Source organism: Bacillus sp. JJ1566, assembly GCF_036962685.1.
In the GTDB taxonomy this organism is placed as follows: Bacteria; Bacillota; Bacilli; order Bacillales; family Bacillaceae_L; genus Ferdinandcohnia.
In genome coordinates this window covers 1-26,677 of sequence record NZ_JBALOP010000003.1, presented here as the reverse complement: position 1 = coordinate 26,677, position 26,677 = coordinate 1, and the positions used below count along the sequence as shown (strand labels likewise).

General features: G+C 36.4%; 23 protein-coding genes. 16 read left to right on the top strand and 7 right to left on the bottom strand.

The window, feature by feature from the left end; all coding sequences use genetic code 11:
- Positions 1–25 precede the first annotated feature (25 nt).
- The gene (locus tag V7112_RS02475; protein WP_335414923.1) at positions 26–2,329 is read right to left on the bottom strand and encodes a helix-turn-helix domain-containing protein; all 2,304 of its coding nucleotides are present in this window, start codon (positions 2,327–2,329) and stop codon (positions 26–28) included.
- Positions 2,330–2,625: 296 nt separating this feature from the next.
- Between V7112_RS02475 and V7112_RS02470 the strand changes: the two genes are divergently transcribed.
- The 8 genes from V7112_RS02470 to modA all read left to right on the top strand — a co-directional run bounded on the left by V7112_RS02470 (position 2,626) and on the right by modA (position 10,366).
- Complete coding sequence (locus V7112_RS02470; protein WP_335414920.1) at positions 2,626–3,741, top strand: glycoside hydrolase family 88/105 protein; 1,116 nt, start codon at positions 2,626–2,628, stop codon at positions 3,739–3,741.
- Positions 3,742–3,744: 3 nt separating this feature from the next.
- Positions 3,745–5,040 carry a Gfo/Idh/MocA family protein gene (locus tag V7112_RS02465; protein WP_335414917.1) on the top strand — a complete coding sequence of 432 codons (1,296 nt, stop codon included), beginning with the start codon at positions 3,745–3,747 and terminating at the stop codon, positions 5,038–5,040.
- 24 nt (positions 5,041–5,064) lie between these two features.
- Entirely contained in the window at positions 5,065–5,724 is a 660-nt protein-coding gene (locus tag V7112_RS02460; RefSeq protein WP_335414914.1) for a YesL family protein, read from the top strand.
- 12 nt (positions 5,725–5,736) lie between these two features.
- The gene (locus V7112_RS02455; RefSeq protein WP_335415355.1) at positions 5,737–6,435 is read left to right on the top strand and encodes a rhamnogalacturonan acetylesterase; all 699 of its coding nucleotides are present in this window, start codon (positions 5,737–5,739) and stop codon (positions 6,433–6,435) included.
- Positions 6,428–7,267 (top strand): sugar phosphate isomerase/epimerase family protein, encoded by an 840-nt coding sequence (locus V7112_RS02450; RefSeq protein ID WP_335414911.1) that lies wholly within the window; start codon positions 6,428–6,430, stop codon positions 7,265–7,267. The genes V7112_RS02455 and V7112_RS02450 overlap by 8 nt, the downstream gene beginning before the upstream one ends.
- 51 nt (positions 7,268–7,318) lie before the next feature.
- Entirely contained in the window at positions 7,319–7,963 is a 645-nt protein-coding gene (locus V7112_RS02445; protein ID WP_335414908.1) for a hypothetical protein, read from the top strand.
- Positions 7,964–8,041: 78 nt separating this feature from the next.
- Positions 8,042–9,535 carry a tagaturonate epimerase family protein gene (locus V7112_RS02440; RefSeq protein ID WP_335414905.1) on the top strand — a complete coding sequence of 498 codons (1,494 nt, stop codon included), beginning with the start codon at positions 8,042–8,044 and terminating at the stop codon, positions 9,533–9,535.
- 51 nt (positions 9,536–9,586) lie between these two features.
- Entirely contained in the window at positions 9,587–10,366 is a 780-nt protein-coding gene (gene modA / locus V7112_RS02435; RefSeq protein ID WP_335414902.1) for a molybdate ABC transporter substrate-binding protein, read from the top strand.
- Between the two features lie 44 nt (positions 10,367–10,410).
- On the opposite strand, the gene V7112_RS02430 is transcribed toward modA, so the two are convergent.
- The gene (locus V7112_RS02430; protein ID WP_335414899.1) at positions 10,411–10,656 is read right to left on the bottom strand and encodes a helix-turn-helix domain-containing protein; all 246 of its coding nucleotides are present in this window, start codon (positions 10,654–10,656) and stop codon (positions 10,411–10,413) included.
- A gap of 267 nt (positions 10,657–10,923) precedes the next feature.
- Positions 10,924–11,739, bottom strand: coding sequence for a bifunctional hydroxymethylpyrimidine kinase/phosphomethylpyrimidine kinase (locus tag V7112_RS02425; RefSeq protein WP_335414897.1), 816 nt, complete (start codon positions 11,737–11,739; stop codon positions 10,924–10,926).
- A gap of 225 nt (positions 11,740–11,964) precedes the next feature.
- Between V7112_RS02425 and trhO the strand changes: the two genes are divergently transcribed.
- From trhO to V7112_RS02410, 3 genes are all read left to right on the top strand, one after another.
- A complete protein-coding gene (gene trhO, locus V7112_RS02420; RefSeq protein ID WP_335414893.1) occupies positions 11,965–12,933 on the top strand; it encodes an oxygen-dependent tRNA uridine(34) hydroxylase TrhO in 969 nt (322 codons plus the stop codon).
- A 111-nt stretch (positions 12,934–13,044) separates the two neighbouring features.
- Positions 13,045–13,311 (top strand): hypothetical protein, encoded by a 267-nt coding sequence (locus V7112_RS02415; protein WP_335414890.1) that lies wholly within the window; start codon positions 13,045–13,047, stop codon positions 13,309–13,311.
- A 19-nt stretch (positions 13,312–13,330) separates the two neighbouring features.
- Positions 13,331–13,957 (top strand): NUDIX hydrolase, encoded by a 627-nt coding sequence (locus tag V7112_RS02410; protein ID WP_335414888.1) that lies wholly within the window; start codon positions 13,331–13,333, stop codon positions 13,955–13,957.
- A gap of 11 nt (positions 13,958–13,968) precedes the next feature.
- Here the strand turns inward: V7112_RS02410 and V7112_RS02405 are convergent, their stop codons facing one another.
- Positions 13,969–16,056 (bottom strand): transglycosylase domain-containing protein, encoded by a 2,088-nt coding sequence (locus tag V7112_RS02405; RefSeq protein WP_335415353.1) that lies wholly within the window; start codon positions 16,054–16,056, stop codon positions 13,969–13,971.
- 354 nt (positions 16,057–16,410) lie between these two features.
- On the bottom strand, positions 16,411–17,553 hold the full coding sequence (locus V7112_RS02400) for an MFS transporter (RefSeq protein ID WP_335414885.1): 1,143 nt from the start codon (positions 17,551–17,553) through the stop codon (positions 16,411–16,413).
- 130 nt (positions 17,554–17,683) lie between these two features.
- Between V7112_RS02400 and V7112_RS02395 the strand changes: the two genes are divergently transcribed.
- The 5 genes from V7112_RS02395 to acnA all read left to right on the top strand — a co-directional run bounded on the left by V7112_RS02395 (position 17,684) and on the right by acnA (position 24,565).
- Positions 17,684–18,553, top strand: coding sequence for a LysR family transcriptional regulator (locus V7112_RS02395; RefSeq protein ID WP_335414882.1), 870 nt, complete (start codon positions 17,684–17,686; stop codon positions 18,551–18,553).
- Positions 18,554–18,683: 130 nt separating this feature from the next.
- Complete coding sequence (locus tag V7112_RS02390) at positions 18,684–19,667, top strand: tripartite tricarboxylate transporter substrate binding protein (RefSeq protein WP_335414881.1); 984 nt, start codon at positions 18,684–18,686, stop codon at positions 19,665–19,667.
- A 70-nt stretch (positions 19,668–19,737) separates the two neighbouring features.
- Complete coding sequence (prpB, locus tag V7112_RS02385) at positions 19,738–20,646, top strand: methylisocitrate lyase (RefSeq protein WP_335414878.1); 909 nt, start codon at positions 19,738–19,740, stop codon at positions 20,644–20,646.
- 12 nt (positions 20,647–20,658) lie between these two features.
- Positions 20,659–21,798, top strand: a complete 1,140-nt coding sequence (locus V7112_RS02380; RefSeq protein ID WP_335414875.1) for a PrpF domain-containing protein — start codon at positions 20,659–20,661, stop codon at positions 21,796–21,798.
- A 76-nt stretch (positions 21,799–21,874) separates the two neighbouring features.
- Positions 21,875–24,565, top strand: coding sequence for an aconitate hydratase AcnA (acnA, locus tag V7112_RS02375; protein ID WP_335414873.1), 2,691 nt, complete (start codon positions 21,875–21,877; stop codon positions 24,563–24,565).
- Positions 24,566–24,628: 63 nt separating this feature from the next.
- On the opposite strand, the gene V7112_RS02370 is transcribed toward acnA, so the two are convergent.
- Positions 24,629–26,137 (bottom strand): tripartite tricarboxylate transporter permease, encoded by a 1,509-nt coding sequence (locus tag V7112_RS02370; RefSeq protein ID WP_335414871.1) that lies wholly within the window; start codon positions 26,135–26,137, stop codon positions 24,629–24,631.
- 16 nt (positions 26,138–26,153) lie between these two features.
- On the bottom strand, positions 26,154–26,603 hold the full coding sequence (locus V7112_RS02365; protein ID WP_335414868.1) for a tripartite tricarboxylate transporter TctB family protein: 450 nt from the start codon (positions 26,601–26,603) through the stop codon (positions 26,154–26,156).
- Between the last annotated feature and the right edge of the window lie 74 nt (positions 26,604–26,677).

The following is a 26,677-nucleotide window of genomic DNA, read 5'->3' as shown; positions in this document are numbered from 1 at the left end:
TTTAATATCGGCGTTCTTCGCTAAACTAATTAGCTCTCACAGATTCACGGTATTTACCAGGTGTCGTTCCTTCGATTTTCTTAAAGGAGCGAATAAAGTTCTGGGAGTTATTAAAGTTCAGTTTATCTGAGATATCTTTTACTGAGATATCCGTTTCAATAAGCCATTTTTTCGCCATATTGATACGATACATGGATAAATATTCACTAAATGAAATATTCATTTCTTTTCTAAAAATACTGCTAAGATAGTTCGGATTATAATGAAGGCGATTCGCAATCATATCTAGGGTAATGTTCGATTCAAATTCCTCATGGATAATATGAACAATGTTTTCAGAAATGGACTTATATTGTGACTCAGCACGATCCTCAATTTTTTGAAGAAGAGGATCAATCACGACTGTTATAAACCATTCCTTTACATTTTCTCTTGATTTCTGTTGATAAATGGCTTCAAAAATCGAACGGTTATCCTCTAAGTCCAGAACGTTAATCGCTAATGTATGCATTAACTCAATTAAATCACTTAAAAATCGGACTAATGAAATTTGATATTGAACATGGTTTAAATCCTCAGAGAAGATTTCATCAATTAATTCGTCAAGCAAGTTATATACTTTCTCTTTATCATTAACCTTGATTGAATCGAATAGTTCATTTTCGATTCGTTTAGGGAAATAGGTGTGTAACCCTTTTCCAATTTCAAGATTTTCAAAGAAGATAATCGATTCAGTACCAAATTTAAGGGTGTATTTAAGGGCCTCAAGACTTTCTTTATAGCCTGTTCTTGTCTCTAAAACATCTTTAAATGGTTCACTTACCCCAATACTTACAGGAACACTGTATTCTTCATTAATCTTTTTCTGGACTTTTTCAGCAATTTTATTTACATACTGATTAAATTCAATTTTTGATTCAATATTGCTCAATAATAAGGTAACTTGAGTTTGTTTATTAACGATTGGCGTCATTCTTTCATTACTTGGGATTAGTTCTTCAACGAGACCATTGATAACAAATAATAGAACATCTTCTTCTTTTGCTTTGTACGAAGTTCCCTCAAAACTGTCGATTTGAATTGTTAGAACACTTATCCATTTATAGTCTAAATTATAGCCATAATATTGCATTCTACCTTCGAGCTCTTCTTCAGTTACCTTACCCGTTAAGAGCCGGTGCATGAAAAATTGTTTCAGCTGATTAATTTGGTTTTGCAATGATTTTTCCAAAATATCATTTTGCTTCATCATGTCTTTAACATGGTGTTCTATAAAGTCGAATTCGTTCTTATCTTTTCGCTCTTCTTTATTGGTAATGGAATGTAAAATAACATTCTGTAATTGTTTAATAGGTTGATAGATAATTCTACTTCCAAATAGCGCCACTAACAAAGAAATTCCTGCAATTAACAAAGTGATAGCAAGAGTCAGCCATCCAATCGACATTGATTGTGCAGTTAACTCGCTTAGCTCCACAATTGAAACATAAATCCAACCATTGTAAAACGATTTCCGATAGGTAAATAGATAATCCGTATTGTCAGATGTAATGGTAAACTGACCTGTATCGTTTTCAAGAGAAGTGTTTTCAGTTAAGACGTCAACATATTCAAAGGCTTGTCCAATTTTTTCGGTATCATTGTGAAGGACAACGTTTTCATTTTTGTCTAGAATGTAAAATGTTTCTAACGAATTGTCCTTCGTTAAAATATCGCGAAAACTACAGGTTGGTATATTTGCGATAATCATCCCTGTTGTGTTAGACGAGATGATTGGGATTTTCTTAATTAAATTTAAATTATAGCCGCATGCACGGGAAGCAACCTTTTTGTACAATGGTTCTTTTGTATTTTCCTCTAATAGCCAAACAGAGCTTGTCTTAAGGGAAAGGTAGCGATCTGACATTACCTGAAGCTGAGGTTCAGAAAGTCGTTGCAACCCATAATTATTAACAAGCCAGTTGTTCTCGAGACTAATAAGTGCAACATCTGTTAGACGAGTATCAAATGTTTGCTGGTGACTAAGGTCGTCTCTTAACTGGTTATAAAGCTGGAATTGCCTCGTTGTCAGTGGTTCCCTTAATGATTCAATTATTTTAGATGAGGATGCTAATTGAGTTAAGGACTGATCAACTGACTTAATAACCTGCTCGACGTTTGTTTGGATTTGGTACACGCTATGCTCTTTTTCTTTGGCGACATAATTTTCTACAACAGAGGTAGAACGAATGAACGAAAATATACCTACAATGATGACCGGTATAATGGCTAATATACTTACAAATAAAATCATTCTATGAAAGAAACTTCCTGGTAGCCTGAATTTCATGAGATCACTCCAAATCTAATCAAATGTGAGGGGATGATTATAACTTTGTAATATCCCTGTAATATTTGAATGCCTTTTCATTATAGATGTAGTTTCATATAAATTGAATAATCATTATGTCACATTGTGTTCATATTATTAGAATACTTCTTATAAACCCAAGGGATTAAGGTCCTATTTGAAAGTAAATTAAATGATTATAGTTATTATTATATAATTATACTATCATGAAGTCAGGAGAATTGTTACCGTTTTCAATTTCCATAAAATATGACTTTAGGAAAGGGTGTTTATTCTTGAATAACACAAAAATTGAAAAATCACCTTTATATTTTGCAAAAAAAACATGCGATACGCTCATGGAAAAATTTACTCCTGAAGAGCTCCCACCAGGTGGACGCTGGCATTATCACCAAGGCGTCTTTTTATGTGGAATGGATTTAGTTTATAACAAAACAGGAGAAGAAAAGTATTTTGATTATTTAAAGGCATATGTTGATCATAATATCGATGAAAACGGGAATTTATTATTTGCTAGAGATGAACTAGACTCGATTCAAGCAGGATTATTATTATTCCCGCTATATAAAGCTACTGGTCTTAAAAAATATGAAACAGCGGCTCGTCGCTTACGCAATATTTTTACAACATTAAACCTTACAAGTGAAGGTGGATTTTGGCATAAGGATAAGTATCCATATCAAATGTGGCTAGATGGTTTATATATGGGTGGACCATTTGCGCTACATTACGCAGAAGCTTTCAATGAGCCTGGATTAATCGATATGGTTATCCATCAGGAAAAATTAATGCGTAAGTACACAAAGAGTGAGGCAACTGGCTTATATTATCATGGCTGGGATGAAAAGAGTGTTCAGCCATGGGCTCGACCAGATGGAAAAGCTCCAGAAATTTGGGGGCGTGCTCTTGGTTGGTATGGATTAGCTGTTATTGACATGATTGATATTTTACCAGAGAATCATCCGCACAAGGAAGACTGGATCACATTTATTCAAGATTATGTTCGCGATATTGTGAATTATCAGGATGAAAAGACTGGTTTATGGTACCAAATCATTGATAAAGGTGACCTTGAAGACAATTGGCTTGAAACTTCTGCTTCTAGTTTATTTGTATATACAATAGCAAAAGCTGTTTCAAAAAAATATGTGAGTGAAGAATTTACTGCAAATGCTATTAAGGCGTATGAAGGATTACTCGAACATAAAATTCAAGAAACTGAAGAGGGTAACCTTATTATTGATGACATTGTAATCGGTACTTCTATTGGAGTTTATGATTATTATATAAATCGTGAGCGAAGCCATAATGACTTACATGGTGCAGGCGCATTTATCATGGCTAGTATGGAAATGGAGAAATTAACTGCTGTACATTCGGGGGTTAAGTAATACATGAAGAGATATGCTGTTTGTGGATTAAGTAACAGAGCACTTAAAATGTTTATTCCACCGTTAGTAGAAAAATTCGCAAAGCAAAGTAAGATTGTTGGTTTATTAGATAGCGATGAATATCGTATTGAACTATGTAAGGAAAAATTTCCAAACCTGGCAGAAACCCCTTCATATCAACCTGATCAAATTGATCAAATGATTAAGGAAACGAAGCCGGATTGTATCATCATTGCCAGCCGTGACAATACACATATTGATTATATTTTAAAGGCACTCGAACATGATGTGGATGTTATCACAGAAAAGCCGATGGTTACAACTGCTATCGATGCTGTAAGAGTGATTGAGGCAGAAAAAGTGAGTAAAGGTAAAGTGACTGTAGCGTTTAATTATCGCTACAGTCCATACCATCGAAAAATTAAAGAGCTTGTTTTAGAAGGCAAAATTGGCAGAGTGACTTCAGTAGATTTGAATTGGTACATCGATACCTATCATGGTTCAAGTTACTTCAAGCGTTGGAATCGAAAACGAGAATTTTCAGGTGGGCTTTCCATCCACAAATCAACACATCATTTTGATTTGGTGAATTGGTGGATTGATCAATATCCAGAAGAGGTTTTTGCTCATGGAGCCCTGCATTATTATGGACCCAATGGGGAGCTTAACCCTGATCCATCAACAGATAACAGATACTGTGGTACCTGTCATGTGAGAGACAATTGTGATTATTATGTTAGATGGAACCCTCGTGAATTTACTGAGACTGTCGAAGATGATCACTTAAACATGGGTGAACATAAGGAAAATAACTATACCAATTACCGTCCTGATGCTTGTATTTTTGATTCCGAGATTAACATTGAGGATACGTATACAGCGACAGTAAAATATAACAAAGGTGCTCTCTTAAGCTATTCAATAAATTTCTCAACTCCATTTGAAGGGTATCGCTTAGCCATCAATGGAACGAAGGGAAGGATTGAAACACAAGAATTCCATGCACCAAATAGGGTTCCTTTTGAAGTGCCTGAACAAACAATCGATTTCTATCCGTTGTTTGGCTCTAAGGAAATCATTCATGTTGTAAAAACAGCTGGTGGTCATGGTGGCGGGGATCCCGTATTAATTCACGATTTATATCAGGGAATTGATCCACGACGCCATTATGAAATATTAGCAGGTGCAGAAGCAGGAGCGTATTCGATTGCACTAGGAGAAGCGGTTTGGAAGTCCGCCCGTGAACACAAACCAATCTCGATTGAACAATTATTAACAAACTATCAAGGTCAAATATAAGAATTCAGAAAGGGGACAAAACATATGCTAGGAGGATTGGATAGTCCATTTTATCGTTGGTGCGGCGCTATATCACGTTTAGTTTATTTGAACTTGCTATGGCTTCTATTTACAGCACTGGGCCTTGTTATTGCAGGATTTGTACCTGCAACAGTCGCTCTATTTGCAGTAACAAGAAAGTGGATTATGGGGGATGGGGATATTCCTGTTTTCTCAACATTTTGGAGTGTATATAAAAAGGAATTTCTAAAATCCAACCTCCTAGGGCTGTCCCTTTTCATAGTTGGATATATTTTATATGTTGATCTTGTGTTTCTTCCGACCACAAGCACGGTATACATGGTGGTCAGGTACGCATTAATTGCGGTTTGTTCGGTATATATTGTGATTTTACTATATATTTTTCCAATTTATGTACACTTTAACGGGAGTATAAAAACCTATTTGAAACATGCTGTCATGTATGGCTTATCATACCCTCTTGTTACGTTTGCAATGGTCTTAGGAATGATCATCCTTTATGTTGGATTTACCTATGTTCCATCACTTATACCATTTTTAAGTGCAAGTATGCTGGCCTATCTTATCATGTGGCTATCTTTAAAGGTTTTTGCAAGAATTGAAGAAAAAGTGAACGGAACAACTGAAGTAAAATCAGACGAGAGCGAGCCAAGCTTTCGATAGATTGAAGGTATCATAATGAAAAATATTCATATTTATATAGCCGGAGATTCAACAGTATCCGATTGTCCTCCGAATGAAGAGCCAAGAGCTGGATGGGGGCAGGTGCTTCATCACTATTTTCTTGACAATGTTATCATTCACAATCTCGCGGTTGGCGGCAGGAGCTCAAAAAGCTTCATTGATGAAAAAAGACTGGAAACAATCCTGAATGAAATCCAACCGAATGATTACCTCTTCATACAATTCGGACATAACGACCAAAAACAGGATCACCGAAGAACGGAACGAAACTCATCCTACCCATTTTATTTAAATCAATATATTGATGGAGCAAGGCAGAAAAACGCTATCCCTGTTTTAGTAACCTCTATGCATCGAAGGACCTTTAATGACAATGGAAGGATCGTTAACAGTTTAGGAGAGTACCCAGAATCGATGATAGATCTAGCAAATGAACAACAAGTAACACTCATTGATTTATGGAATAAATCCAAACAATTATATGAATCTCTAGGACCAGAAATGAGTAAAGACTTATTTCTTTGGTTTGAACCTGGTGAACATCCCAATTATCCTGATGGAATCTGTGATGACACACATTTTCGGGAGGATGGAGCACATAAGTTTGCCAGTATTATTGCCAAAGAAATAAAAGAAAATATTTCAGATTTAGCCGTGTACGTAAAAGAAGCGAGGTGCTCTTATGATTAATCTAGGAATTCGAGCTCATGATGTAAAAGCGAGCTCCTTGGATGAATTAGTTCAAATGATTGCGGATAAAGGATTAACATCTGTTCAATTAGCATTGGCAAAATCATTTCCAGATCTTAATACGAGTTTGGGAAGCCTTTCTCCTGGCTTAGGTAAATTTATCGGCAAGGCTTTTCAACAAAAAAACATCGAAATAGCCGTACTTGGCTGTTATATAAACATGATTCACCCTGATCTTGAGGAAAGACGAAAGGTATTAGACCGTTTTAAGGAACATATCCGTTTTGCTAGGGATTTTGGTTGTACTGTGATAGGAACTGAAACAGGAAATATCCATGCAAAAATGGGATTTACGGTAGATAATTTTCAAGAAAAACCTTTTTTAGATGTAGTCGAAAGTGTGAAAGAGCTTGTTCAGGAAGCGGAAAGATTCGGTGTGATTGTGGGGATAGAAGCGGGAGTCAATCACCCTGTATATAACCCAAAACTTTTAAAACAATTATTGGATGAAGTAAATTCAAATAATCTACAAATCATCTTCGACCCGGTCAATTTATTAACAGTGGATAATTACAATCAACAGGATGATATTATCAAGGAAGCAATCGACCTTTTTGGAGATCGAATCATCATTGTTCATTGCAAAGATTTTGTGATTGAGGAAGGAAAGCTGAAATTTGCTCCTCCAGGTAAAGGGCTATTAAACTATGATTTGGTCATGGAATTAATTAAGCCGAAAAAACCGTACATTCAATTTCTTTTAGAAAGCACGACAGAACCTTTTATAGATGATAGTATTGCATTTTTAAAAGAAAAATATGAAAATGCTTAATATAGGGTAATTTTCCCTAAAATACACATCTTGGTGAAGGGACGTATAGCTTTGAGGGAAAAAGGAAGGGTCAAAGAACTAGTTGCTGAAATGAGTACAAAAGAAAAAGTACAGTATCTTTGGGAGTATTATAAGTATTATTTATTTGCGTTTCTACTCGTAATCATTGTTACTGTCTTTTTAGTAAATGACCATTCAGAAAAAAAAGAGTCTGCACTATCCATTTTCGTATTAGGGGATTTAGTAGATTCGAATGAGTTAAATAAAATCGCTCAAAAACTTAATGAAGAAATTCTTTCGGACGAGGAAAGAAAAACACATGAAGTGTCGATTCAGGTCATCCCATATGCTCCAGATGCCGCAGATTTTAGTATGGTTATGGCTGCTTTGCAAAAGGTCACTGGGGAAATCTCAACTGGAGCACTGGATGTTTTGTTTATTGATAAAAAACAGTTTGAGATGATGAATCACGATCAATATTTTTACAGTCAAAATGAATTGGTAGATGGGAATCTTCCGATTGATGAAAAATTATTATTTTTTGATTCCAAGCATCAAACTACAGGAATCGATGTATCAGCAATACCGTTATTTAGTGAAGCAATTGATGATTCTGATATGGTAATGGGTGTGCTTGTCAATTCTCAAAACATAGAAAAAACAAAAAAACTTTTCAAAGTTTTATTTATGAAATAATTAATTTTTCTATTAACAAGTCTACTATATTAAGATATTATTTTAATAGAATGGCAATAATTTTAGGAGGCTATATCCATGGAACATTTAAAACAGCTGGTTGAAGAATTTAATAAAGGTAGCGTAGCGGTTAAATTTGATCAGGTCAAAGTATATGAAAAGTCTATCACTAGTCACGAAAATGTAAGCCTTGTCATGGTAAGGGATAACGAACAAAAATGGATTATTGCAAAAGGAGTGGGAGCACTTTTTGATGATTTAGAGGGGACACTTATTGGGGAAAATGGAAAAGCTTGTCCGTTAACACATAAAAACCGACTCGTGTTAAATCATTATTTTGAATATACTGTACCTAGAGCTTTTGGTACGAAAGTTGCAACTATGGGTCTTGGTGACCGTCTAGGTCTTGCTTCTCCGGGACATATTGAAACCGTTCGCAATCATAATGTGAAGCCAATTCTTGCTCAACAAAGTATTCGTGAATTAACATTAACAAATCGTACAATGAATGATATTATTGATGCCGCTAGCTTTGCTGTTTTCCAGGAAGGTTATAAAGATGGCTTTGGTGCGGATGGCGACCACTTAAAAGAAGAGGAAGATATTAAAATGGCATTGTCACTTGGTATGTCAATGCTAACACTAGATTGCTCAGACCATATTCAAAACCGTGTAGAAGGCCTGACAGCAGATGAAATCAGTGCTGAATTTGACAGCCTCCCAGAAGAAACCAAGAATCACTATAATGGTCTATATTTAAATCAAACCTTCAACGTAAATGGTTTAGACATTGTATTTGAAGAAAAAATAGTAAAGAAATTTGCCTTGCTATACGGAAAGGCTTTAGATTATATGGTTCATATTCATGACTCATATATTGAAAAGTGTGATCGTGATATTGATTTTGAAATTTCAATTGATGAAACGGAAACAGTTACATCACCAGCAGCGCATTTCTTTGTAGCAAATGAACTTCAAAAACGTGGTGTGGCTGTAACAAGCCTTGCTCCGAGATTCTGTGGTGAATTCCAAAAAGGAATCGACTATATTGGGGATATTGAACAATTTGAAAAAGAATTACGCGAACATGCGTTAATTGCAGAATACTTTGGTTATAAACTAAGTATCCACTCAGGTAGTGATAAATTTACAGCGTTTCCAATTATCGCGAAATATACAAACGGTGTCCTTCATGTAAAAACAGCTGGAACAAACTGGCTTGAAGCTGTTCGCGTAATTGCGAAGGTAAAACCTGACCTATACAGAAGAATGCATGCATATGCACTAGAACATCTAGATGAAGCACTAAAGTATTATCATATTACACCAGATATGAGTACGATTGTTCCACTTGATACGGTTACGGATGCTGATCTTCATGAATATATGAATAATGATGCAGCAAGACAAGTTATTCACGTAACTTACGGTTTATTATTAACAGCAAAGGATGAAGACGGAAGCTTTATTTTTAAGGATGAATTCTTCCATACATTGAACGAAAGAGAAGATGAGTACCGTCAAGGTCTTGTTAGCCACATCGGCAAGCACGTTGAATTATTGAATCTTTAATTATTTAAAAACACCTTCCATTTAGTTATACTAGCTAAGGGAAGGTGTTTTATGTATAGGTTTATTTTTTTACTTATTTCAGTTTTAGTTTTAAACGGATGTGGTTCTCTTAAAGAAAATGAAAATAATAAAAACGTTGAATTAACAGTATCTGCTGCAGCAAGCATGCAGAATGTTCTCCAGGAATTAAAGAAAAGCTTTGAAGAAGAATATTCTACAATTGATATTTCCTTTAATTTTGGAGCATCAGGTGCACTTGCCCAGCAAATTTCACAAGGAGCACCGGTAGATTTATTTTTATCAGCTTCAATTGAAAAATTCGATGCATTAGTCGATGATGGACAAATTGGTCTTACCCTCCATCAGCATCTAATCGGAAATGAGATTGTCTTGGTTGCACCAATAGAAAATGAAAAAGACATATCGTCTGTGGAAGATTTATCAACGAAAGCTGAGCGGATATCAATTGGTATACCTGAGTCAGTACCTGCAGGAAAATATGCAAGAGAAGCACTGGATAGTATGGGATTGTGGAATAGTCTTGAAAGTAATACTGAGATCGTTTTTGCTAAGGATGTTCGGCAAGTACTTACATATGTGGAAACAGGGAGTGTTGATGCCGGATTTGTTTATAAAACCGATACGCAAGTTTCGGATCAAATTAAAGTTATAACGAGTGTGGATTCTACATACCATTCAGCGATTATTTATCCAATGGGGGTCGTAAAATCGTCAAAGCATTTAAATGAAGCAACATTATTTTATGAGTTTTTATCAAGTGAGAAAGCCATAAGCTTATTCGAGGAATATGGATTTACAAGAATTCAATAAAAAAGCAATTGGAGCACATGTCCAATTGCTTTTTCTTTTCCTATTCACATATAAGGATGTACGCCTTTTGCTACTTCTTGAACGATGGATGCAAGGGATGATATTTGTTGATCATCTAAGTTAAAAGACTCTTTGATTTTCGTTTCAAGGTTGCTCGTAATTCTGCGTTTGCCAACTTCAACAAGGGCAATTAGCGCAAAGCTGCAATTTACAGCTTTAGCAAAATCACGTTGGGTCATGTTGTTTCTTTTGCGTAAAAATTTAATGATATCTTTGTTAATCCTAGGCATTTTTACACACTCCTTACCTATGGCTTTTTACAAGTTAATATCTATTATTCTATGATAAACACAATATTACCATCATATATAAAATCCGTCTAGGCAGGTTTTTGGAATGTCTAGCTACAGGCGCCATGGGCTCTATGGTCTAGCCAATCGCTTCGGAAGGTAAAGGCACCTTCTGTCAGCGCTCGTCTTATGCTTGTCGCCGATAGACGGAAGCATTAAGCTTTTCCGGTTGCCTAAGATGAAAAAAGCTGTAGAAATACCTACAGCTTAATTATCACCGTATATTCTGCTTGCAGCATGATTAGTTGGGCCAACATATTCATTCAGTTGGAAGGAATGACGAATGGCAGCTGTGATGAATTTCTTCGCTTCATATATCGCTTCCTTAACATCTAATCCTTTTGCAAGTCCAGCAGCAATTGCAGCTGAAGATGTGCAGCCGGCACCATGCGTAAATGTTGTTTCAAAACGGTCTCCTTCAAGGAGCTCAAGATCTTTTCCGTCATATAAAACGTCTACAGCTTTATCATGTTTTAGCTTTCCGCCACCTTTAACGAGTACATATTTTGCACCAAGGTCATGAATTTTCACAGCAGCTTCTTTCATTTGATCAACTGTTGTAATAGAACCGATTCCACTTAATTGACCTGCTTCAAATAAATTTGGCGTAATGACTGTTGCAAGTGGAGTAAGTAGTTCTCTGAGTGCAACGGCATGGTCTGGGAACAGCACTTCATCTTCTCCCTTACAAACCATTACAGGGTCTACAACAAATTTTTGTAGATTATGTTTTTTTGCCGCATCAGCAGCAATTTCAATAATATCGACAGTTGGAAGCATTCCAGTTTTCGCAGCAACCACACCAATGCCATCAAGGATTGTCGCTAATTGTGCCTTAATGATATTGACGTCAACCGGAAATACTTGGTGATTCCAACGATTATTCGGGTCCATTGCAACAATTACAGTTAAGGCAGACATGCCATAAACTCCATATTCTTGGAAAGTTTTTATATCGGCTTGGAGACCAGCTCCACCACTACTATCAGAACCTGCAATCGTTAATGCTTTAGGTAAACTCATGTTTGAAACCCCCATTTAAAAAGTTTAACAAGTTTATTATATATCAATTGACAAAAATTGATAGATTATTGTAGAAAAAAATCGACTTTACAATATAAGGAAGGTATAAATAGTTGATTTAGTATTAAATGATTTGATAAAATACACTGATGTAAGAGAAAAGTGTAATTCGATCCTAAACACATTCATATCTTGCAAATATCAATGATAGGTGGTCGAAAAATAATGAAAGAAACAAAACCTTATCGAGTATTACTTTACTATCAGTATGTAACAATTGAAAATCCAACTGAATTTGCTGCAGAGCATCTTGCTTTCTGTAAAGAGATCGGTTTAAAAGGTCGTATTTTAGTAGCAACTGAAGGAATTAACGGAACGGTTTCTGGTACAATTGAACAAACTGACAAGTATATGGAAGAAATGAGAAGAGATCCTCGCTTTGAAACCATTGTTTTTAAAATTGATGAAGCAGATGGACATGCATTTAAGAAAATGCATGTTAGACCTCGTCCAGAGCTTGTGAACTTAAGCCTTGAGGACGATATTAATCCACTTGAATTAACAGGTAATTACTTAAGTCCAAAAGAATTTTTTGAAAAAATGCAGGATCAAAATACTGTTATTCTAGATGCTAGAAATACCTATGAATTTGATTTAGGACATTTCAGGGGTGCAATTAGACCTGACGTTGAAACTTTCCGCGATCTACCTCAGTGGGTACGAGAAAACAAAGACATGCTTGAAGGTAAAAAGATTTTAACATACTGTACTGGTGGAATTCGTTGTGAAAAATTCTCTGGATGGTTAGTGAGAGAAGGCTTCGACGATGTTGGCCAGCTTCATGGCGGAATTGCAACATACGGAAAAGATCCTGAGGTACAGGGTGACCTTTGGGATGGTCAATTGTATGTATTCGATGAAAGAATTGCTGTTCCAGTAAATCATAAGGAGCATGTAATTGTGGGGAAAGATCATTTTACTGGTGAACCATGTGAACGCTATGTAAACTGTGCAAACCCTGAATGTAATAAGCAAATTCTCTGCACAGAAGAAAATGAGCATAAATATTTAAGAAGCTGTACACACGAATGTCGTGTTCATCCACGCAATCGTTATATTGAAGAAAATGGCTTATCTGAGGAAGAAGTAGCAGAACGTTTACAAGCCTTAGAAAAGGAATTAGTACAACAATAAGAATGACAACCACAGTGTTTACAAATCACTGTGGTTTTTTCATATCATATTATTGGGAATACTTTGATGGTTATTTTCTGGTACAATATAGTAATAGAAAGGAGAGAATCTGTGAAGTTTATTGCATCCCATCCATATATTATTATTCAAAGAAAAATTGAGTGGAATGAACAAAAATATATCGAAACACAGCATCAGCTGCGATTGTTCGAAGACAGAATCCTTTCTTCCGCAAATGAATTTCAACTAGACCATGTGTATGATGTTTCCTACCGAACAAGCTTTTTATATCTCCACACAAATCAAGGAGTTTTCTCCTATAATATAAAAGAAGATCCGATTGAATTTATTTCTGCTTTTAAAGGTTTAAAGCAATAACAATAATATGAGGTGAACTATGGAAATCGATAAACTTGTCAATGTCGTCAAAAATCGAACTCCCTCCATATTAGGTCTTGGTGAATTTAAACGCTTTTCCATTCTTCTTCCTATAATTAAAAAAGATAATGAAGCTCATATCCTTTTTGAGGTTCGTTCAAGCCAACTAAGAAGGCAACCAGGTGAAATTTGCTTCCCCGGTGGAAAAATGGATCCTACTGATAAAGATGAAAAGCATACTGCAATAAGAGAAACAATGGAGGAATTAGGATTAAAAGAGAATGATATTACAGAGGTAAGCCCACTGGATTATTTTGTCTCACCCTTTGGAACGATTATTTATCCATTTGTAGGTGTGATTAACAACCCTGATGAGATTCGTCCGAATCCCGATGAAGTTGGAGAAGTATTTACTGTGCCTTTGTCATTTTTTCTGTCAAATCCACCGCAAATTTTTAAATTAAAATTTCGTGTAGAGCCTGAAGAAAACTTTCCATTCAACGATATTATTGGTGGCGAAAACTACCAATGGCAGATAAGGGGAATGGATGAATGCTTCTATTATTATGAAGATCGAGTTATTTGGGGCTTAACTGCTGGAATTCTTAAACATTTTATAGAAGTTATTGAAAAAAGCCCTCAATAGTGGGGCTTTTTTCAATGACTATTTTCAAATAAACCGCGTAGTTTATCTGAGATCTTTTCACTAACATCCTTAATGTCCTTTTTTGCCTCTTCCAAAACTAGCTTCCATTTTGTACTTTCTTCTTTTAATACTTCTTCAACTTTTTCAGCCTTTTCTTTAATTTCTTCTTTCGTGATTGTTTTTCGATCCTCTTGTCCGGAAAGCTTTGCATTAACGGAAACGACATCAAATGGTTCTACTTCCGTTGAAGGTAGCATTTCCTCCATCATTGCTTTAAAGATAGGAACGATATAGTCTGAACTGCTTCCTTGAATATAATGTGTTTTGTCTGTTTTATCATAACCTAACCAAACGGCACCAACAAAATTTGGAGTATACCCTACAAACCATTGATCCTTTGTACCATTAATATCTTTATAAGGAAGCTGTGTGGATCCAGTTTTTCCGGCTAACTCAACCCCAGCGATTTTTGTTCCCTTACCTGAACCAGTTTCAACAACATTTAGAAGCATGGATGTCATGTCATCGGCTACTTTTTTAGAAGTAACTCGAGTTGTTTTGTGCTTATGTTCGGCAATCACATTGCCGGTTGGCCCGACGATTTTTGAGATAAGATGCCCATCTGGTCGTTTTCCTCCATTTGCAAAAACAGAATATGCCTCAGCTAGTTGTAAAGGTGAAGTCCCTTTATGCATCCCACCAAGTCCAATTCCGAGGTATTTATCTTCTTCTGAAAAAGGAATACCAAACCTTCTTAAAGAATCAAGTCCCTTATCAAGTCCTATCTGGTCTAATAGCCAAACGGTAGGTGCATTAAGGGAATCCTCAACCGCTTCATACATTTTAACCTCACCCTGGTAGGTCTTTGAGAAATTCTCTGGAGTATAGTCACCATAGGTTTTCAACTCATCTACTAGTACCGAGGTTACTTCATAGCCTTCTTCAAGTGCGGGAGTATATACGGCTAATGGTTTGATCGTTGACCCTGGTTGGGCCTGTAAATGAGTCGCACGATTAAAGCCACGGAACACATGGTCACCACGGCCTCCGACTAAACCAAGTACTCCTCCGGTTTCGGGATGTAACATTGCAGCGCCACTTTGCACGAGTACATCTCTGCCTTTTGGGAAAAGATAGTCCTTTTTATAGACAGCTTCAAGCGAGGCTTGAATATGTTGATCCATTTCAGTATAGATTCGGTAGCCGCGTGTAAGGATTTCTTCTTGTGTTAAACCATATTTTTTAATGGCTTCATCAAGGACTGCATCTACATAATAAGGATAGCTTCTTTCAATATAACTTCCGCCACCGTCTTCAAGTTGGATTTCTTCTTTTTTTGCCTGAGTATATTCAACTTCAGAAATCATCTTTAATTCATGCATTTTTAGTAGAACTGTATTTCTCCGCTTAATAGCTCCGTCATAATTTTTATAAGGATTTAAGGCTGAAGGGGATTGAAGTAGTCCAGCCAGCATTGCTGCCTCACTAATTGAAACATTTTCAATTTCCTTATTAAAATATTTTTTAGAAGCCTGGCTAATTCCCCATGAGCCACTACCAAAGAATACTTGGTTCAAATACATTTGCAAAATTTCGTCTTTGGAATAATGCTTCTCAATTTCCAGCGCTAAAAAGAGTTCTTCAATTTTTCGTTTATAGGTCTGTTCAGGAGAGAGAAGTGCATTTTTTGTCAGTTGCTGAGTAATTGTACTTCCTCCACCAGTGATTCTTCCTGAAAATAGATTGTTAAAAAAGGCACGCATGATTCCTTTAATATCAAAGCCGTTATGGCTATAAAAGCGTTCATCCTCAATTGCAATTACTGCATTTTTTACATGGGCAGGTAACTCTTCAACCAAGACACCTTCCGTTCGATTTGTCACAATATTGGTTGCAACGGTACCGTCTTTATCAAAAATAACAGTTGCTTGTCGCAAACCATCCTTCAATGACTGGACGTTTGCCTGACTTGCCATGAAGGCAAAGAAGAGCATAGAAACTAAAATAAACACTAGCATAATCAGTAATAAAATTTTCGTAAGATGCTTTTCACGCCAAAATCGTTTAATAGATTCCCAGACACGTTGTATATATGGCATTATTTTTTCAAATAAACCTCTCATCTTAATTCTCCAATCGTTAGGATGCTGAACCTTTATTTTATAACAGTTATTCGGATATGAGAAATATAATATAATTTATGTATACTTAAAAGCCATATAAATAAGTAGTATGATTAATTTTAGTGAGTTTATTATCGGACATTGGGAGGAAGGCAGTGAGTCCTTCAGAGTAAATAATATGTCATAAGGCGGTGGAAAAAATAGTGGTGTTGGAAAAGAAGGTATTAAATATTCCACAGAAGAAATGACTGAATTGAAATTTGTTTCATTTAAATTTTAAACAAAAAAAAAAGCCTACAGCAAACCGAAATGCTGTAGGCTTTTACTATTCTATGAAGCTAGTTTCCTTTTCTTTTCAGGCTTAATGGCAAATAGGCCTCCAAGTAAAAAGGTACCACTAATAAAAAATACAGAAAAAATTCCAGCCCAAGAACCAACGACTCCAAAAAAGACAGGTGCAATTAATTGAGATAACCGATTAGAGGCAAGTCTTAGTCCAAGAACCTCACCTGTTCTTGATTTTGGTGAGGCATTATAGGTTGTTGTCATTGAAAGTGGTTGACCACATCCTAGACCAAGTCCCATAAGGGCACTTAAGGCACCTAATAAAATTACATTTCCAGTAAATGGAATTAGTAAAAATGATATTCCAGCCATAAAGACGGATGCGATTAATACGTTGTCTCTTCCATGCCTCTCTGTTAATGCAGGTAATAAGAATCGCACAAGAATAATTGCTAACCCTTGTATCGAGATAATCCATCCAATTGTTGATGTAGAAATCCCATACTGCTTAGCGAACAGAGGAAAATAAGCGATGAAAATATCCTTTGAATAAAGGACAAGTGCACTTGAAATTAGGGCTTTTCTTAACAAAGGCATTTTTAATAGGCCGACAGAAGCACCTATGCTCGTTTTTTGCTTTCCCATTTTTTTACGAAAAACTGGAATGAAAAAAGAAATCAAAATGGGAATGATATTTATGAAAATTGAAGCAAGGAATACGGAAGAAAAAGAAATATGCTCCCCTAAATAACCTCCGATGATTGGACCAATCATAGCCCCCATCGCCGTAGCAATTCCGAATAAACTGTAATATTGATCTCTTTTTTCTTCTGTCGCAATATTTCCAAGTATGTTTTGCAAGGAAACCGTAATAAATACGGCCGCTGTTCCTACAATTAATTGAGAAATAAACAGGCTAAGCATAGATGGAAAATAATAAGGAATGACCATTCCTAGTGAAATCCCGATTAAACCAAAAAATACAGGCAATCGGTCACCAATCTTATCGGCAATTCTCCCAGCATGAATAGCGAAAATTAAAGGAAAGAAGGCATAGGCAGCTGTTAAGATTCCGATATCAAATGTATTCGCTCCCATTTCAGATGCATAGAGCGTGATGATGGGTCTAGTTGTGTTCAATATGGTTTGAAAACCAGTACAGATGATGATGACTATCCAAAGAATCATGTTTTTCCCTCATCCTATAAACTTCTTTATTATGTAAGAATAAATATAGTATATTGATAGATATAAGTAAAATATTGTATTTGAATTAACTGCCATAACATTTCTGAATATCTAAAAAGGGGGACGTGCAATGAGAAGTCAGGATTGGGAGATTCTTAAGGTCCTTTATGAAAATAAAAATATAACAAAAACAGGTAAGCAATTATTCATCTCACAACCAGCCTTAACGAATCGGATTAAACAAATCGAAAAAGAATTTGGGATCAAAATTATAAATAGGGATAGACGTGGTGTCCAGTTCACACCACAGGGAGAATACTTAGCAAAAAGTGCTGAAGAAATGATTTTAAAAATGAGACAAATAAAAGATAATTTAACCAATATGGAGAGTAAGGTTGTTGGAACCATTAATTTGGGTGTCTCAAGTTTTTTCACTAAATATAAGCTCCCGCAATTATTAAGTGCATTTAAAGACAAATATCCGAATGTTGAGTTCAAAGTAACGACAGGATGGAGTCGAGATCTTTTTCATTCATTATATAAAAAGGATATTCATATTGCCTTTGTTCGCGGTGAATATACATGGATGGAGCAAAAACATTTATTGTTCGAAGACCAGTTATGTGTAGCTTCGAAAACAGAAATTGATTTAAGAAACTTACCTAATCTGCCTCGAATTGATTATAAAGCTGACAATCTATTAAAATCTATTGTCGATCAATGGTGGATGGAGAATTTTACAAAACCCCCAATGATCACGATGGAGGTAGACCAAGTTGATACATGTAAAGAAATGGTTGTAAATGGTCTTGGATATGCAATATTACCTAGTATGATTTTAAAAGGAAATGAAGGCATCCATAAAGTGTTTATTACAGATAAAGAAAATAATCCATTAATACGTAATACATGGATGCTGTACCATAATGAATCATTAGAGGTAAACGTAATTAATGCATTTGTAAATTTTATTTCATCATTAGATTTGCAGAACTTATAATGTTCGTGAACTTAATGAACAAAATAGTGTTTTTGTTGTTAAATTCTTTTAAATTGAAAACGATTACATGAGAGGATTTTAAAAGTAATATAAGGTTGTGAAAATTAAGAAAGATAAAAGGGGTGGAACAATGAAAAAGTTATTTTCATTAGTAGCAATTTTGGCCTTAGTATTTGTAGCAACAGCATGTTCATCAGGTGCATCAGGTAAAAAGGATTCATTTCCAACAGGAAATATCGAGCTAGTAGCACCTGCAACTCCAGGGGGAGGTTGGGATGCAACAGCTAGAGCAATCCAAAAGATTTTCAAAGATGAAGGCATTGTAGACCAAAACATCAATGTTGTAAATAAACCAGGTGGAAGCGGAGAAGTAGGCTGGCAATATCTTTCTACAAAAGATGCACACCATCTTGCTATTAACTCAAGTCTTGTGATTACAAACAACTTATTGGGTCAAAGTGAATTAACGTATAAAGACTTTACTCCACTTGCAATCTTAACAACTGAGTGGATTTCAATTGCAGTAGGAAATGATTCAGAATTCAAAACAGCAAAAGATGTTATGGAACAATTGAAAAAGGATCCTGCATCTTTAACGCTTGCAGTAGCACCGGGATTAGGTAACAACGATCACCTCTCATTTGTACAAGCAGCAAAAACATACGGTGTTGACGTTTCAAAATTAAACTTCATGATTTATGAGAGTGGTGGGGATGTAGTAACAGCGCTCTTAGGTGGACACGTAGATGTAGCAACAATGGCGGTTTCCGAGTCTAAAGACCAACATATCGCAGGTAACTTCAAAGTAATTAGTGTTTCTTCTGATGAGAGATTAGAAGGTCTAGAGGATGTTCCTACTTGGAAGGAACAAGGTGTAGATATGGTATTCCCACACTGGAGAGGTATCATGGGACCACCTGATATGACTGAAGAAGAAATTGCTTACTGGGATAAAGTAATCGGTGAAATGGTTGAAACTGATGCATGGAAAGACCTTGTGAAAAATAATGACTGGTCTTCATTCTATAAAAATAGTAGTGAAGCAACTAAATTCTTAGAGGAACAAACAAAGATGTATGAAGAATTAATTAGTGAATCTGGATTAGTTGACTAATGAAAAGAAGGGACCCTATTTCCATAGGGTCCTTCGTTACTTTAATTCATCGAAGAAAAGAGGGAATATCATGACATGGCTTGTTGAACAACAAAAAAGTCAAAAGGAATTAGCAGAAGAATTTAAAAATTATATAGCGGCAGGACCAATCTTAAAAATTATGGGTACCCATGATGGAATGGCTGCTTTAATGGCAAAGAAAGTTGGATTTAAAGCATTGTATTTATCTGGTGGGGCTTACACCGCTAGTAGAGGTCTACCGGATTTAGGTGTTTTACACTCCCAAGAAGTTGCAGAGAGGGCACGTGATATTATTCGTGCATCCAATCTGCCACTATTAGCTGACATTGACACAGGTTTCGGTGGAATTTTAAATGTTGCTCGAACAGCAAAGGAAATGGTTGAAGCAGGGGTTGCTGCTGTACAAATTGAAGATCAAGATTTACCGAAAAAATGTGGGCATTTAAATGGAAAAAAATTAGTCTCAGCGGATGAAATGGCGCAAAAAATTAAGATCATTAAAGAAGTTGCTCCTTCATTAGTTGTAGTTGCTAGAACTGATGCTCTTGCTGTAGAAGGTAGGGAAGCGGCAGCCCAGAGATTAAAAAAATATGTGGAAGCTGGAGCTGACGCTTTATTCCCGGAAGCCTTAATTACTGAAGAAGACTTTAGAGCTTTCAGCAAAGAATTTGATGTTCCCTTATTAGCGAACATGACTGAATTCGGTAAAACACCATATTTTACTGCAGATGAATTTGAGTCCTTTGGTTACTCTATGGTTATCTATCCAGTATCATCACTTCGAGCAGCAGCAAAAGCATATGAAATTGTATTCTCGGAAATTTTCGAGAAAGGAACTCAGCGTGATGTATTAGACCGGATGCAAACACGTAAAGAACTTTATGAAACGATTAAACTTCATGACTATGAGGATTTAGACAAAGAAATCGCGAAGACAATTGTTCCTGAAATGAAGTAAGGAGGTAGAAAAATGTCACAATTCTCCGTTCGCTGTGTGGTTTATAGAGGTGGCACAAGTAGGGGGCTCTTTTTTCATGAAAAGGATCTACCAACAAACAAAGAATTACAGCACAGAATTTTTTTAGAAGGAATTGACGCATATAATCCCTCACAAATAAATGGCTTAGGAAGCGGTACATCGCATACAAGTAAGGTTATGGTGATTTCAGAGCCTTCTGTGGAGGGGGCAGACCTTGATTACACATTCTATCAGATTGGAATCGGAGAGGCAGTAGTCGATGATGAAGGAACATGTGGCAATCTAATGGGTGCAATTGGAGCATTTGCAGTTGATGAAGGGCTTGTTCAAACAAATTCAAATGCTGATGACATTACAGTTTCTGCTTTTAATAAAAATATAAATAAAATGATTAAAATGCGAGTACCCGTATCAAACGGTAAAGCAAAGGTATCCGGTGATTATTTGATGCCAGGAATCGTAACTCCGGGAGCAAAAATAATTGTGAACATTCTCTCGCCAGGTGGCGGAAAGACTGGGAAAACAATCCCGATTGCTCCCAAAACAACTGTTGTTACTCAAAAAAGAAGCTATGAAGCATCATTTATTGATATTGTTAATCCTTTTGTATATGTGGCTGCAAGTGATTTTGGATTATCAGGCTCTGAGTTTAATAGTGTAGTTGGAGCTGACAAGGAATTATTGTCTGAACTTGAAGAAATTAGGTTACAGATGGCAGTTGTAAGTGGGATGGCTAAAAATGAGGAGGAAGCAAAGAATATTCCTTCCATTCCCAAAATCGCGCTAGTCGCTAGCCCCCATGATTATGTGACTTCAACAGGAAAGCAAATAAAATCCGAAGATATTGATATTGTTGCGAAAATGATTTCAATGAAAAAGTTTCATCGAACATTTGCTGGGAGCGGACTTTATAATCTGGCTGCAACCTCTTTACTTAAAGGCACAGTTCCAAATCAATTTTCTGCGAAAAAAGATGGAAGCATCGAACAAATCATTCGAATTGGACACCCAGAAGGAATCGCAGAGGTTCGTGTTGCTTTAACAGAGGACCAAGGAGATGTGGCCTCTGTTGGTTTAGACAGAACAGCCCGAAGAATTTTAAAAGGTGATTTGTATATTCCTGAAAGATAGAGCGGTATTAATAGTCTAGTTTTCATTAACTAGACTATTTTTTTCAATTCTTTGCAACAATAAGGGAGGCATAGGTATGAGTGTATCAGAAGTTTTATTAACATTAAAAAGAACTTTATATGTTGATGGAAAAGAATATCGATATTATCGAATCAATGACCTGGAAACGAATGGATATCAGGTCTCATCACTTCCATTTTCTATTAAAATGCTACTAGAAGCAGCGATTCGGCATTTGGATGGAAAGCATATCACCACTACCCATATCGAACAACTAGCAAATTGGGAAAATATGCAATGGGAGAAGAAAGAGGTTCCGTTCAAGCCAGCAAGAATTGTCTTTCAGGACTTTACAGGAATCCCAGCAATTGTTGATTTAGCTGCAATGAGAGATGCAATGAAAAGAAAAGGCGGAGATGTCTCCCGTATAAATCCACAAATTCCTGTGGATTTGGTGATTGACCATTCCATGATTGTAGATCACTTTGGAAATAAAGATTCCTTGTCTGATAATCTTAAGCTTGAGTATGAGCGAAATATGGAAAGATACCGATTCGTTAGATGGGCACAAAATAGCTTTGCAAATTTTAGGGCAGTACCACCTTCGAACGGAATTGTACACCAAGTCAATTTAGAGTATTTAGCTTCATCGATTGTCACAAAAAAGGAGAACGGTGAAACCATTGTCTATCCAGACTCTCTAGTAGGGACAGATTCCCATACACCAATGATTAATGGACTTGGAACAATTGGATGGGGAGTGGGTGGAATTGAAGCAGAAGCAGCGATGCTTGGACAACCTTTATATTTTGTGATTCCTGAGGTAGTTGGAATTAAGCTCTTTGGTAGGTTGCAGGAAGGCGTTACCGCCACAGACCTTGCTTTAACGATAACAAGCCTCCTACGCAAAAAGGGAGTAGTTGGGAAGTTCGTCGAATTCTTTGGTAAAGGATTAACAAGTATATCCCTTACAGATAGAGCAACGATTGCGAATATGGCACCAGAATATGGAGCAACAATGGGATATTTCCCAGTTGATGACGTGACGTTAGATTATCTTGAGCTTACAGGGAGAGGAGATAACAGATCCTTAATTAAGGCGTATTATGAAGCGCAAGGACTATTTAGAACGGATGACAGCCCTGATCCGAAGTTTACTGAAACAATTGAGTTGGATTTAGCCTCAATCAAACCAACCGTTGCTGGACCAAAAAGACCACAAGACAGTATTGAATTACGTTCAATGAAGGATGAGTTTACTAGAATCGTAACGAAGCCGGTTTCAAGTGGCGGATATGGATTAGATGAATCAGAATTAAATAAGCAAGTGGCGTTAAAAGACGGTGAGATGATCAGCACGGGATCGCTTGTCCTAGCCGCTATTACAAGCTGTACAAATACATCAAATCCAAATGTGATGATAGCTGCGGGTCTAGTTGCCAAAAAGGCATTGGAACTAGGACTACAAAAACCAGCCTATGTTAAAACAAGCTTAACTCCAGGCTCACGTGTAGTTACAAAATACCTTGAAACGTCTGGCCTTCTTCAGTATTTAGAAGAGATTGGATTTTATATTGATGGTTATGGATGTGCAACCTGCTGTGGAAACAGTGGAGGCCTTGTTGATTCTGTCGAAGAGGCAATTAAAGATAACAATCTTCTTGTCGCTTCTGTTTTAAGTGGAAATCGGAATTTTGAAGGTCGTGTACACCCACTTATAAAAGCAAATTACTTGAGTTCACCACCATTGGTTGTTGCGTATGCTTTAGCTGGGTCAGTGAATATTGATTTGTATTCTGAATCGATTGGTAGGGGAAGCGACGGCAACCCGGTATATCTAAAAGATATTTGGCCATCAACAGAAGAGATAAATGAGGTGATTACATCTACCATTAATAAGGAACTCTTCAAGGAAGAATACGATCGGATATTTGAAAATGAAGTTTGGTCTTCGATTGAATCATCAAATGGTCAACTATACGGTTGGGACGATCATTCCACTTACATCCAGGAAGCACCATATTTCATTGAGGAGAATGCAAATATCAGGTTAGACTCAGATTTTAAAAATATGAAGACTTTATTGATGCTGGGCGATTCGATTACAACTGACCATATTTCTCCGGTAGGACAAATCCCAGTAAACAGTCCAGCGGGTACATTTTTAACTGAAAAAGGCATTCCGGTAAGCCAATTTAATGCGTATGGATCAAGACGTGGAAACCATCATGTCATGGTTCGAGGTACATTTGCGAATATCCGAATACGAAATAAACTAGCTAAAGGAAAAGAAGGGGGCTACACAAAGTACTTACCTACAGGTGAAATCATGCCAGTATATGACGCTGCCATGAAATATAAAGATGACAATCAGAGTCTTCTTATCATTGCAGGGAAGGAGTATGGAACGGGAAGTTCCCGCGATTGGGCTGCTAAAGGAACGGCTTTATTAGGTGTTAAAGCGGTCCTTGCTGAAAGTTTTGAGCGAATTCATCGTAGCAATCTAGTAGGGATGGGAGTATTACCGCTTCAATTTTGTAATGGAGAGAATGCGGAAAACTTGCATTTAGACGGAACTGAAACATTTGAATTAAGAGGTTTAAGCGAAGGAATTACACCAGGTCAAAAAATCAAAGTAATCGCAACGAAACATAACGAATTAGAGTCAATCGAATTCACTGTAACTGTAAGGTTAGATAGTATTGTTGAAGTTGAATACTACCAAAAAGGTGGTATTTTACAAACTGTTCTTGAAAATCTACTATAAAGTATGAAAAACCCTTAGCGTAATAGCTAAGGGTTTTCACATGTAACTTAAGCACTTGTTCTTCTAAAGAGAACTATTTTCGTTTAAATCTGCCTGTTTCTTTCTTCTTCTGTTCATGAACAGCGGGTAGGTTAGTGATAATAACGTTAAGATTAAAAGTGTAATCGCGATAGGGGAACCAACAAAGATATCAAGGCTACCCTTTCCTGCTACAATACTCTTTCTAAAGTTTTGTTCCATATCGGTTCCAACAATTAAAGCTAGAATCATTGGAGCAATAGGGAAGTCATACAGTTTCAAGAATAGACCAATGATTCCGAAAATAATTAAGATATAGAAGTCTATTATTGTATAGTTCATTGTGTATGCACCGATAAATGCAAGGACTAAAATAATTGGATAAAGAACCTTTGCAGGTACATCTAAGATTTTAATAAACACACCAACCATAAATATGTTGATTAGGAATAAGAAAATATTACCTAAAAACATACTATCGATTAAGCTCCATACCATATTAGGGTCACTTTCGAATAGTAGCGGACCCGGTTTAACACCTAACATAACAAGAGCACCTAGCATAACTGCCGTTGTTCCAGAACCTGGGATACCCATTGTTAAAAGTGGGACGAAAGCACCAACCGCTGCAGCGTTGTTTGCTGTTTCAGGAGCAGCCAAGCCTTCAATTGCCCCTTTACCGAATTCCTCCGGGCGCTTAGAAAGTTGTTTTTCTGTACTGTATGCCATTAATGAAGCAATCGCACCACCGGCACCAGGTAGAATACCAACTATGAATCCAAGTGGAGAACTACGGAACATTGGCCACTTTGAACGTTTCCAGTCATCCTTTGTAATCCAAACACGGTCTAATTTATGTTTCTTTCCAAGTGGATTATCAATTGTTAAGTAGTTATAGAGAATTTCTCCAACTGCATAGATCCCAATAATAATAACTAAGAAGTTAATCCCATCACTTAAATGAACATTTCCAAATGTAAAGCGGTGTACTCCTGTCTGAAGGTCGATACCAACAGTAGCTAAAACTAAACCAATTCCCATTGAAATAAACCCTTTAGTCATATTTCCGATGGATAAGGAAACGACAGCGGATAGAGTGAATAGCATTAATAAGAAGTATTCTGCTGGACCAAACTGTAAAGCAAAGTTTGATAAAGGCTTTGCTAAAAACATAAAGCCGATAACAGCGACAAATCCACCGATGAGTGATCCAATTGCTGTAATCGCAATTGCTGGGCCTGCACGCCCTGCTTTTGCCATCTGGTAACCATCAAAGGTTGCAGCAACAGCAGATCCGTCACCAGGAGTGTTGATTAAGATAGAGCTAAGAGAACCACCATACATGGCACCATAATAAATAGTTGCCATTAAAATCAATGCACTCGTCGGATCCATTCCAAATGTAACCGGGATTAAAACCGCAATCGCAGTTGCTGGTCCTAAGCCCGGAAGCATACCAACAATGGTTCCTAAAAATCCACCAAATACAACGAATAGTATATTTTCTGGTTGAAGGACTGTTGCGAAGCCTTCAAGAATTGCTTGAAAATCCATGTTATCCCCCCTTGATCTATGGTAAGCTGACGTCTAAAAGTTGAGAAAAGGCGTACCATGATCCCAAACTAAATAAAACAGCTACACTAATGTTAACCTTCCATTTTTCTTTTCCATTTACGATAAATAAAATAGCGACCATAAAGAGCATTGTAGAAATTAAGAATCCTACTCTTTCAAAAATAAGAGTATAAATCAATGATATTACTAATGTTGAAATGATTAGAAAAGGAACTCTGCCCTTAAACAATAACTTCACTTCATCATTTTTTGGATAGTGATTTCTTAATTCTTTTATGAAATAAATTACACTCACAATAAAAAGAAAAATACTAACCATTAGTGGAAAATAGAGAGGACCATTTGGGTCTCCTAATTTGGCTTTGGGTAGATTAATAGTTGTTATAAAGTAGATAACGCTAATTAGAATTGAAATAATCGGTAGGATTAATCTAGTTGTCCCCATTTTTATAACCTTCCTTTCTATAAAACCTTTTTATTTTTGATACATTTTCTATACTCTTTTATGAACCCCTTAAT

Excerpts from the sequence above, each read along its gene's own strand:
- V7112_RS02475 (WP_335414923.1), bottom strand. The coding sequence starts at position 2,329 with ATGAAATTCAGGCTACCAGGAAGTTTCTTTCATAGAATGATTTTATTT.
- V7112_RS02465 (WP_335414917.1), top strand. The coding sequence starts at position 3,745 with ATGAAGAGATATGCTGTTTGTGGATTAAGTAACAGAGCACTTAAAATG.
- V7112_RS02460 (WP_335414914.1), top strand. The coding sequence starts at position 5,065 with ATGCTAGGAGGATTGGATAGTCCATTTTATCGTTGGTGCGGCGCTATA.
- V7112_RS02450 (WP_335414911.1), top strand. The coding sequence starts at position 6,428 with ATGATTAATCTAGGAATTCGAGCTCATGATGTAAAAGCGAGCTCCTTG.
- V7112_RS02440 (WP_335414905.1), top strand. The coding sequence starts at position 8,042 with ATGGAACATTTAAAACAGCTGGTTGAAGAATTTAATAAAGGTAGCGTA.
- modA (WP_335414902.1), top strand. The coding sequence starts at position 9,587 with ATGTATAGGTTTATTTTTTTACTTATTTCAGTTTTAGTTTTAAACGGA.
- V7112_RS02430 (WP_335414899.1), bottom strand. The coding sequence starts at position 10,656 with ATGCCTAGGATTAACAAAGATATCATTAAATTTTTACGCAAAAGAAAC.
- V7112_RS02425 (WP_335414897.1), bottom strand. The coding sequence starts at position 11,739 with ATGAGTTTACCTAAAGCATTAACGATTGCAGGTTCTGATAGTAGTGGT.
- trhO (WP_335414893.1), top strand. The coding sequence starts at position 11,965 with ATGAAAGAAACAAAACCTTATCGAGTATTACTTTACTATCAGTATGTA.
- V7112_RS02410 (WP_335414888.1), top strand. The coding sequence starts at position 13,331 with ATGGAAATCGATAAACTTGTCAATGTCGTCAAAAATCGAACTCCCTCC.
- V7112_RS02405 (WP_335415353.1), bottom strand. The coding sequence starts at position 16,056 with ATGCCATATATACAACGTGTCTGGGAATCTATTAAACGATTTTGGCGT.
- V7112_RS02400 (WP_335414885.1), bottom strand. The coding sequence starts at position 17,553 with ATGATTCTTTGGATAGTCATCATCATCTGTACTGGTTTTCAAACCATA.
- V7112_RS02395 (WP_335414882.1), top strand. The coding sequence starts at position 17,684 with ATGAGAAGTCAGGATTGGGAGATTCTTAAGGTCCTTTATGAAAATAAA.
- V7112_RS02390 (WP_335414881.1), top strand. The coding sequence starts at position 18,684 with ATGAAAAAGTTATTTTCATTAGTAGCAATTTTGGCCTTAGTATTTGTA.
- prpB (WP_335414878.1), top strand. The coding sequence starts at position 19,738 with ATGACATGGCTTGTTGAACAACAAAAAAGTCAAAAGGAATTAGCAGAA.
- V7112_RS02380 (WP_335414875.1), top strand. The coding sequence starts at position 20,659 with ATGTCACAATTCTCCGTTCGCTGTGTGGTTTATAGAGGTGGCACAAGT.
- acnA (WP_335414873.1), top strand. The coding sequence starts at position 21,875 with ATGAGTGTATCAGAAGTTTTATTAACATTAAAAAGAACTTTATATGTT.
- V7112_RS02370 (WP_335414871.1), bottom strand. The coding sequence starts at position 26,137 with ATGGATTTTCAAGCAATTCTTGAAGGCTTCGCAACAGTCCTTCAACCA.
- V7112_RS02365 (WP_335414868.1), bottom strand. The coding sequence starts at position 26,603 with ATGGGGACAACTAGATTAATCCTACCGATTATTTCAATTCTAATTAGC.